A 9,790-nucleotide genomic window follows, 5' to 3' on the forward strand; every position below is an offset into this window, starting at 1 on the left:
TATAAAACAACATCCTCATATTTATTTTTGACTTTTTACATCAAAAATTATAAAAACATTTATCAAGACCTACTTTATTAAAAACTGGTTCTTGTTTTTTGAATATGGAATGTTATTAGGAAAAAATCTATACTAAATTCCGAAAACAGGAATTGTTTTCTTATCTATAAGATTTATTGTATTGATCTCTTTTTCTGAATTTTTCAATAAAAACTCAACGCATTTGCAAAAACGTTTAGCTAATATTGACACTTCTTTATGGTCAAATACAGCAGTTTGATATTCTATAGTGTATGATATCTTATTCTCTTCTTGATATATATAAAAACAGATTGGAAATTTGCTTTTTTTCAGTTCTTGAGATTGAACTTTAAATTTAAATTTTTCAAAACCTCCTCCGTTACTTGATTCTTGATTTTGATTAATAACATTCAAGCAAACATCTATTCTATCCACCAAATTGAATCCATTAAGTGATTGAAAATCATCTAAAATAGCATCAAAAGGATAAAATGATGAATCAATCATATTTATTTGATTATCAGATGATTTTTGTAATAACTCTTCAATTTTATCAAAAGGATTAATATGTACATTATAGGGCATCAAATTAAGATATAATCCAACTTGGTTCATTAAATCAGGGTGATTTCTTAAACTTATCGGGACACTAATTAATATATCCTTCTGTCCACTAGTCTTATGAATTAGAACTCCCAATGCAGAAGCTATCAAACTCATTAAACCTCTATCATTACTTTTACAATACTCTTCAATATTATCTATTATTTTTTTATCAAAGGTCTCTGTGAAGTGGGCTCCTCGAAAATCATCAATAGCTACTTCTTTATGCCATTTTTTTTCTTGTTTAACGTTCTGAAGATGTGCTTTCCAAAACTCACTTTGGGCTTTAAATTCATTATTATTTATTCGGTTTTTGATCCATTTCACATAGTCTTTGTATTGAACTTGGAGTTTAGGAAGTTCAATATCTTTTCCATTATGAATCTGATCGTACACATATGCTAACTCTTTATTTAAAATTGCATCCGAACTAAAATCACCAATTATATGATGCATCATATACGACAATATATATTCTTCTTTGTTTTTCTGAATTAGCAGTACTCTAAAAAGTGGTGACTTATCTAAATCAAATACAAAATGACTAAATGATTTTAGGAATTCATCTATATCACTTCCTGTTATTAATTGATCTTGAGAAATATAAGTTATAACAGAATTAACATCCATATAATCACTGATATATTGTACCACATCTCCTTTTTTATTTGTTGCAAAAGAAGTTCTAAGTGCTTCGTGTCTATCCAACAGATATTGAACCGATTTTTTGAATATCTCTACATCAAACTTTCCTTCAATTTTGTAAACAGTTTCAATATTATATGCCTTAGACCCTGAACCTGTTCGTGATGCTAACCACATTCTTAATTGTTCATTGGACATCATATATCCATCCTTTTGGGATTGAATAGGAGTTATTTCATTAAAATCAATCGGTTTTTTCGATTTAAGTAGTTTACTTAATCGAAGTATTGTCATATTACTATATAATTCTCCTGCGGTAATTTCTATATTGAATTTTTGATTAATTTTATTAATCAATATCATCATTTTAAGACTGTGCCCTCCTAATCCAAAAAAATTATCTGTAACCCCTATATTTTCTATACCTAATACTTCTTGCCAAATACGGACTAATTCCTTTTCTTCTTCTGAGACAGGTGCTACATATTCCTCTTTAACAAGATCTTGATTTGTTATTTCTGGCAGTGCTTTTTTATCAACCTTTCCATTAGAAGTTAATGGAAGTTCGTCTATTTCAACATAATAGTTTGGCACCATATATTCTGGCAATTCATTACTTAATCCTACACGCAATGCCTGCTTATCTATATCTTCGTTTCCAACAACATAAGCTACTAAAACCTTTTCTTTTTCGACTTCACAATCAACAATTACTGCTTGATGTACTGATCTTATCCCTAACAATACCTGTTCAATTTCTCCAAGTTCAATTCTGTAACCTCTTATCTTTACTTGGTTATCTATTCTACCAATAAATTCTATTGTACCATCTGGCGACCAACTTCCTAAATCACCTGTTTTATATAATCGAGTCTCTTTAATAAAAGGGTTATCAATAAATTTTTCTTCGGTTAATTCTGGTCGATTTAAATACCCTCTAGATAATCCTTTTCCAGAAATACAAATTTCCCCTGCAACACCAATAGGTTGTAATTCTAAATTTTCTGATAGAATGTAAATCTTAGTGTTCGCTATAGGACGGCCAATAGGGATACTTTCTCCGCTTCGATCTGTAAGATCAAAACTAGTAGTGACTACTGTGTTTTCTGAAGGTCCATAATTATTATAAATCTTGAGATCATAACTATTTTCTGGTAATTTAAGAGCTTCTCCTCCAGTTAAAATTTTGACATCCCCTAATACAAACCCCTGAATTACAATCTCTTCACAAATTTTAGTTGGTAAATATGTATGTGTTATTTTATGATCTCTTAAAAACTCTATTAATAAATTTATATCATATCGCACCTCCTGATTAGAAATAGGAAATAACGATCCGCCAGACACTAAATATGGGTAAATCTCCCATACAGAAGCATCAAACCCGATACCCGCGTATAAACTACCTCTACTTGATGCATCTAAATTATATTCGGAAATATGCCAAGAACACAAATTGGATAAACTTCTATGTTCAATCATCACCCCTTTTGGTTTACCTGTTGACCCAGATGTATAGATAACATAGGCCAAATTTGATGGTTTTATTCTTATATTCGGAAGCGTTTTTAATATCTCTTCTTGCTTATTAAACTCTTCTAATAAATTTTCATCAATAGTAACTTTACACTTACTATCTTCTTCTATATAAGATATACGCTGTGTAGGATAAGAAGGGTCGATAGGCACATAAGCTGCACCTGCCTTTAATACTGCTAATAATGAAACTATTAACCATTCACTACGATCCAACTTAACTCCCACTAACTCTTCGATTTTCAGATCATATTGATCTAGTAAATAATGAGCCAACTCATTAGAAACCTCATCCAACTCCCTATACGTAAATTCTTTACTCTCATGTACAACAGCAATAGACTCTGGAGTTTTTGCTGCCTGCGTTACAAATAAATCAACAATAGAAGTATCTGGAATATTAAAAGAGGTATCATTAAAGTCATAAAACAATAGGGCTTCTTCTGAGGCTTCTAAGTAATTGAGTGTGGCTACTTCTTGATTCGGATTATTTATCCCCTCAGTTAGGAAATTATCTAAATGAACACATAATCTCTGTATAAAATCTACCTCATACACATCTGTGTTATATTCTATGTTTACAGATAATCTACCTTTTTTTTCCGAAAAAATAAAACTGATATCAAATTTGCTAAATGAGGCCTGCGTATTTCGATAACGCGATATCTCAATACCGTTTAAATGTAAATTATCTGATGCAAATAATTCTTGTTGGTTTTGTAATACCACCATAACATCAAACAGAGCCGAACGACTAATATCCCTTGTAATTGTCAAATCGTCAAGCAAATTATCAAAAGGATACTCTTGATGTGAATACGCATCTAATAAAGTATTTTTCTGTATGGATACTAAATCTTTAAAACTAGATGTACGTTCAAACTCTGTCCGAATTGCCAACGTATTTAAATACAACCCTACCTGATTTTCCAAATCAGCATGTTCCCTTCCTGCGACTGGTGTCCCTAAAATGATATCTCCAGTGTTGGTATATCTGGAAAACAATCCATTAACTCCAGCCATTAACACCATAAATAAGGTTACTTCATTTTGCTGTGCATATTGGTTTAACCGAGATGTGGTTTCCTTAGAAAATGAATAGGTAATATCAGAACCATTATAGGTTTTTATCTTAGGTCTTATTTTGCTAGTTGGAAGTTCTAAAATGGGTAAATCTCCTTTAAACTTATCTAACCAAAAAGATTTAGATCTTTCCAATTCTAACTGTTTAGAAGTGCTATTTTCCCATTCTGCATAATCCTTATATTGAATAGACAGTGGTTGTAACGTTATTGTTTTCCCTGAAACTAAGCTGTTATAAATCGATATAAACTCTCTACTTAACACTACCATTGACCATCCATCACCAATAATGTGATGCATATTGAGCATTAAGATATGTTCTTGATCAGATATCTTAACCACCTCTCCGATAAACAATGGTCCTTTCTCTAGATTAAAAACGTGTTCTTTAACTGTTTTTGAGTGTTTTTTTAGAAGCTCTTCGGAACCAGTATTGCTTACATCTAAAAATTTTAACCGACCTAAATATTGTTCTACAGGAATTATATATTGTCCTAATTCTCCATTCACGTCTTCTTTAAAAATCGTTCGCAAGCTTTCATGACGTTCTATTAGCTTTAAAAATGCAACAGATAATTTATCAATATCTACTATTCCTGAAAATTTAAAAGCATCAAAAATATTATAGGCGATATTACCATCTTCCAGTTGACTCAAAGCCCATAGACGTCTCTGAGAAGAAGTTAATTCATAAAACTCTTTCTTTTCTGATACAGGTATAGCTTCAGATGAAGAAAGCAGTTTGATTAACTGATCTTTATGAGCTTTAATATCCTCAATAATTTCCGCAGACAATGTACCTTTGGGCGCATTAATTTTAATATTTCCGTTGTCTACTTTAAGGCCAACATTTAATGACTCTAATGTATTTATTAAATTATCTATCACAATATTTGGTTTTCAAGTTAATCTGGAATGTAATTACAAATTCCAACAAGGTATCATCATCGTTTGATGATCAATTACCTATAGATTTTATGCATTTTTATGAATGAATATAGAATAAGGGTAAATCCTTTGATTGAAATTCTAATCTAGGGTTCTATCTATTTTTATAGAAAAAAGGAAATTTATATAGTTACCTCTTCAAGGTTATCAGCATTAGTTAATTCTAATTGATTCTGAAAAACAATGAATTTTAATTTAGTTGACACTCCAACTATATCCTGAGTCTCATACAAGTCCTGAATAGAAAATAATGTGTTGAAATTTTTATTAATCTTATTAATTAGAACTGTTGCTTTTAAACTGTTTCCTCCTAATTCAAAAAAGTTATCGGTAACACCAACTCCATTCACTTTTAAAACCTCTTCCCAAATTACTACTAATTTCTTTTCTATTGCAGTACTAGGAGCAACATATTCATTTCTAAATATATCTTTCCCTAGTACTTCTGGAAGGGCTTTCTTATCAATTTTACCATTGGGGGTTAATGGAAACACATCTAATACTTGAAAATAATCAGGAATCATATAATCTGGCAAATACGTCCTCAAATTAGATTTTAGTTCTTGTTTATTTATCTCTGTTGATCCAATTATATAAGATACCAAAACATTATCTCCCTGAATTTCTTTTACGACAACTAGTGCTTGCTGAATGTCTTCTTGTTGTACTAATACATTTTCGATTTCACCTAATTCAATTCGATATCCTCTAATTTTCACTTGATCATCTTTACGACCTATAAATTCTATAGTGCCATCCGACAACCATCTACCTAAATCTCCTGTTTTGTATAATTTTTTCCCGTTTATGAAAGGATGATCAATAAACTTCTCTTTTGTTAATTCAGGTTTATTTAGATATCCTTTCGACAATCCATCTCCAGAAATACACAATTCACCAATTACTCCTATCGGTTGCAATGTAAGATCATCAGATAAAATATAAAACTGCGTGTTATCTATGGGAGCTCCAATCGGCGTAGATCGTTCATAGTACCTTTCAATTTTTTGACAACTACTATAGGTAGTATCTTCTGATGGCCCGTATAAATTGCGAACTTCTATATCTGAGGATAAAAATTTATTGGTAAATGATACAGGGAATGGTTCTCCTGCCAAATTAATACCTACAACATTAGAGAAGGAAGCTTCGGTATCCAACAAAGTTTGCAAAACTGAAGGCACGGTATTAATCAACACATTTTTATCTTTATCTAAATGTTTCTCAATTTCTAAACCGTTAGATAAAATTCGAATCTTTTTACCAATACTTAACGGATAAAATATTTCATAAACAGATAAATCAAAACAATGAGAGGTTACTGCATACATCATATCAAATCCAGTAGTTTCAAATTCTCTCTTTGACCAATTCAACATCGTCACCGCATTATTATGAGTGAGCATAACTCCTTTTGGAGCACCTGTAGAACCAGACGTATAGATTACATACGCTAAATTTGCAGGTTTTATATTTATCTTAGGAAGTTTTTTGGAAATAATATCTTCTTCTCCAAATAATGCAATCAATTCCTTATCAACAGTTACTCTACATTTACTATCGTTCTCTATATAGTCTATTCTTTGTTGCGGATATTCCGGATCTATAGGAACATATGCTCCGCCAGTTTTTAAGACAGCAAGTAATGATACTACTAACCACTCGTCTCTATGTAGTTTCACACCTATCAAATCCTCCTCTTTAATATCATATTTGGATATTAAGAAATTAGCTAGTTGATTTGACAATTCATCCACATCCTCATAAGTGAGCTCTTGATCTTCACTAACTATAGCAATATCGTCCGGAGTCTTTAGCGCCTGTTCCGTAAATAAATCAACAATAGTCCTATCCTTTACGGTCTCTACTGTAGTTGCATTAAAATCATATAATAACTTTTGCTGTTCTGCATCACTTACATAATTGATTTTGGAAATTGGTTTATTGGAATTATAAATACAGTTCGTTATAAAATTATCTAAATGAAAAATCAAATTTTCTACAAAATTAGCGTCATAAACATCTGTGTTATATTCCAGTTGTAACGACAATTGCCCTTCTTTTTCTGAAAAAATAAAACTCATATCAAACTGACTCACATTTCTACGATGCTCTAAATAAGGTCTTATTTCTAGTCCATCAACTTTTAAGGATTCCGAAGAAAATAAATCTTGCTGATTCTGCAATATTACTAAGATATCGAATAATGCAGAACGACTTGTATCCCGTTGTACATCCAAATCATCTACTAAAACATCTAACGGATACTGCTGATGAGAATAAGCATCTAATAAAACCCCTTTCTGAAGGTTTACCAAATCATTAAAACAAATTGTGTTATCAAATTGTGTTCGGATTGGTAGGGTATTAAGATATAACCCTATTTGATTTTCTAGCTCTAAATGATCTCTTCCGGCAACTGGTGTTCCTAAAATGATATCATTACTATTTGTATATCGGGATAGCAATCCATTAATACCTGCCATCAACACCATGAATAAACTTACTTCATTTTGTTCTGAAAACAACTGTAATTGTTCACTAATATCTTTAGAAAGATTGTGTATGATACTATCTCCGTTATAGGTTTTTATTTTTGGCCTCTTTTTGTTGGTTGGTAATTCCATTACCGGTAATTCTCCTTTAAACTGCTCTAACCAATATTCTTTAGAGGTATTTAATTTATTTTGTTGCTCTGCTGATGATAACCAAGCCGCATAATCCTTATATTGAATAGATAATTCTGATAATTGAATATCCGTATTATGAACTAAACTATTATAGGTTAGCATCAATTCTTTTTGTAAGATTTCCATAGACCAACCATCACTTATAATATGATGCATATTGAATAATAATAAATGTCTATCTAAAGAAATCTTAATTACTTCTAGTTTTACCAAAAGTCCTTTTTCTAAATCAAACTGATGTTGGTGATTTTTATCAATAATAGTTTTTATTGACAAATCCTGGTTTTTATAGGTACAAAGATCAAACGTATCAATACTAAAATCAATCGTATTAATATCCATAATATTTTGACGAACCTCTTCATTATCATTCCTCTTAAAAACGGTACGTAAACTTTCATGTCTGGAAATAAGATGTAGAAAAGCTTTGGTAAGTTGATCTACATCTAATATTCCCTTTATCTCTGTAACCCCAGAAATATTATAGGCAATATTTCCTTCCTTAAACTGACTCAAAACCCATAAACGCCGTTGAGAAGAAGTTAATGCATAATCGTCTTTATTTTCAACTAATGGGATAGCATCATACTTGTTTTCAATTGCATTGGATAACATCCCTACAATGGTTGGATGAAGAAATAGGTCCTTGATTGACACCTCTAACCCCAAGCCTTTTTTTATCTTGTTTATAAGAATAGTTGCTTTTAGACTATGCCCTCCTAGTTCAAAGAAATTATCAGTAACTCCAATCTTTTCTATATCTAAGACTTCTTGCCATATAGAAACTAGTTGTTTTTCATCTTCTGTTTTAGCCGCTACAAATTCATTTCTAACAATATACTCTTCAGCTACTTCTGGTAATGCTTTTTTATCAATTTTACCATTAGAAGTTAATGGAAGTTCCTTCAATGAAACAAAATAACTAGGTATCATATATTCCGGTAATTCTTTACCTATTGCAGTTCTTAATTCTTGTTTATCAACTTCTTCTTCATTAACATAATAAGCGGCCAATATGGTATCTCCTGCAATTTCTTTGGCTAAGACAACCACTTGTTTCATTTTAGTTTGCGATAAAATAACATTTTCTATTTCACCTAATTCAATACGATATCCTCTTATTTTTATCTGATCATCTTTTCTTCCTAAAAACTCAACCGTACCGTCTGGCAACCATCTACCCAAATCCCCTGTTCTATATAAGCGCCTTTCTTTATCAAAAGGATGTGTTACAAACATCTCTTCTGTTAGTTCTGGACGGTTTAAATACCCTCGAGATAACCCATCCCCTGAGATACAAATTTCTCCAACAACCGAAATAGGTTGTAACTCTAGATTTTCTGATAGAATATACACCTGAGTATTAGCTATTGGACGGCCAATAGGTATATTTTCTCCTATTCGATCATTAAGGTCAAAACTAGTAGTAACCACCGTGTTTTCAGAAGGACCATAGTTATTGTAAATCCTAAGACTATTACTATTTTCCGGTAGCTTAAGAGCCTCTCCTCCTGTTAGTATTTTAGTGTTACCCAATTCAATATTACGATTAACCAACTCTTCACAAATCTTCGTTGGTAAATACGTATGTGTTATTTTATGATTTCTTAGAAACTCTATCAATAAGTTAACATCATAACGAACTTCTTGATCAGAAATAGGATATAAACTACCTCCCGAAACTAAATAAGGATATATTTCCCATACAGAAGCATCAAATCCGATACCTGCATATAAACTACCTCTACTGGATGCTTCTAGATTATATTCAGAAATATGCCAAGAACATAAATTCAATAAACTTTTATGCTCAATCATCACTCCTTTTGGCTTACCTGTCGATCCCGAGGTATAAATTACATATGCTAAATTCGAAGGTTTTATATCTATCTTAGGAAGCGTTTTTACTATATCTTCTTGTTGATTAAATTCTAGTAGTAGATTTTCATCTATAGTAACTATACACTCACTATCTTTTTCTATATAATCAATACGTTGTTCTGGATACGTAGTATCAATTGGAACATATGCGCATCCTGTTTTCAATACGGCTAGTAAAGAAATTACTAACCATTCTGTTCTTTCTAGCTTTACAGCCACTAAATCTTCTACAGATACATTATAATTATCTAAAATATAGTGAGCTAATTGATTCGATAATTCATCTAATTCCTGATATGTATATTTTTTATTCTTATGAACTAATGCTGTAGCTCTTGGTGTCTTAATCACTTGTATTACAAACAAATCAACTATACTTGCTG

At 31.2% G+C, this 9,790-nt stretch carries 2 protein-coding genes and 1 pseudogene; all 3 read right to left on the reverse strand.

Annotation, left to right across the window (positions count from 1 at the left end; all coding sequences use genetic code 11):
• Nucleotides 1-132: 132 nt before the first annotated feature.
• Nucleotides 133-4,776: a non-ribosomal peptide synthetase gene (locus H526_RS0108885; protein WP_027392683.1), complete on the reverse strand. Its 4,644-nt coding sequence runs from the start codon at nucleotides 4,774-4,776 to the stop codon at nucleotides 133-135.
• A 182-nt stretch (nucleotides 4,777-4,958) separates the two neighbouring features.
• Complete coding sequence (locus H526_RS32610) at nucleotides 4,959-8,435, reverse strand: amino acid adenylation domain-containing protein (protein ID WP_425387469.1); 3,477 nt, start codon at nucleotides 8,433-8,435, stop codon at nucleotides 4,959-4,961.
• Nucleotides 8,415-9,758: pseudogene (locus H526_RS32615) on the reverse strand (amino acid adenylation domain-containing protein); the annotation flags it as partial. The gene H526_RS32610 and the pseudogene H526_RS32615, both read right to left, overlap by 21 nt.
• Between the last annotated feature and the right edge of the window lie 32 nt (nucleotides 9,759-9,790).

This window comes from Aquimarina latercula DSM 2041, from assembly GCF_000430645.1.
Classification (GTDB): Bacteria; Bacteroidota; Bacteroidia; order Flavobacteriales; family Flavobacteriaceae; genus Aquimarina; species Aquimarina latercula.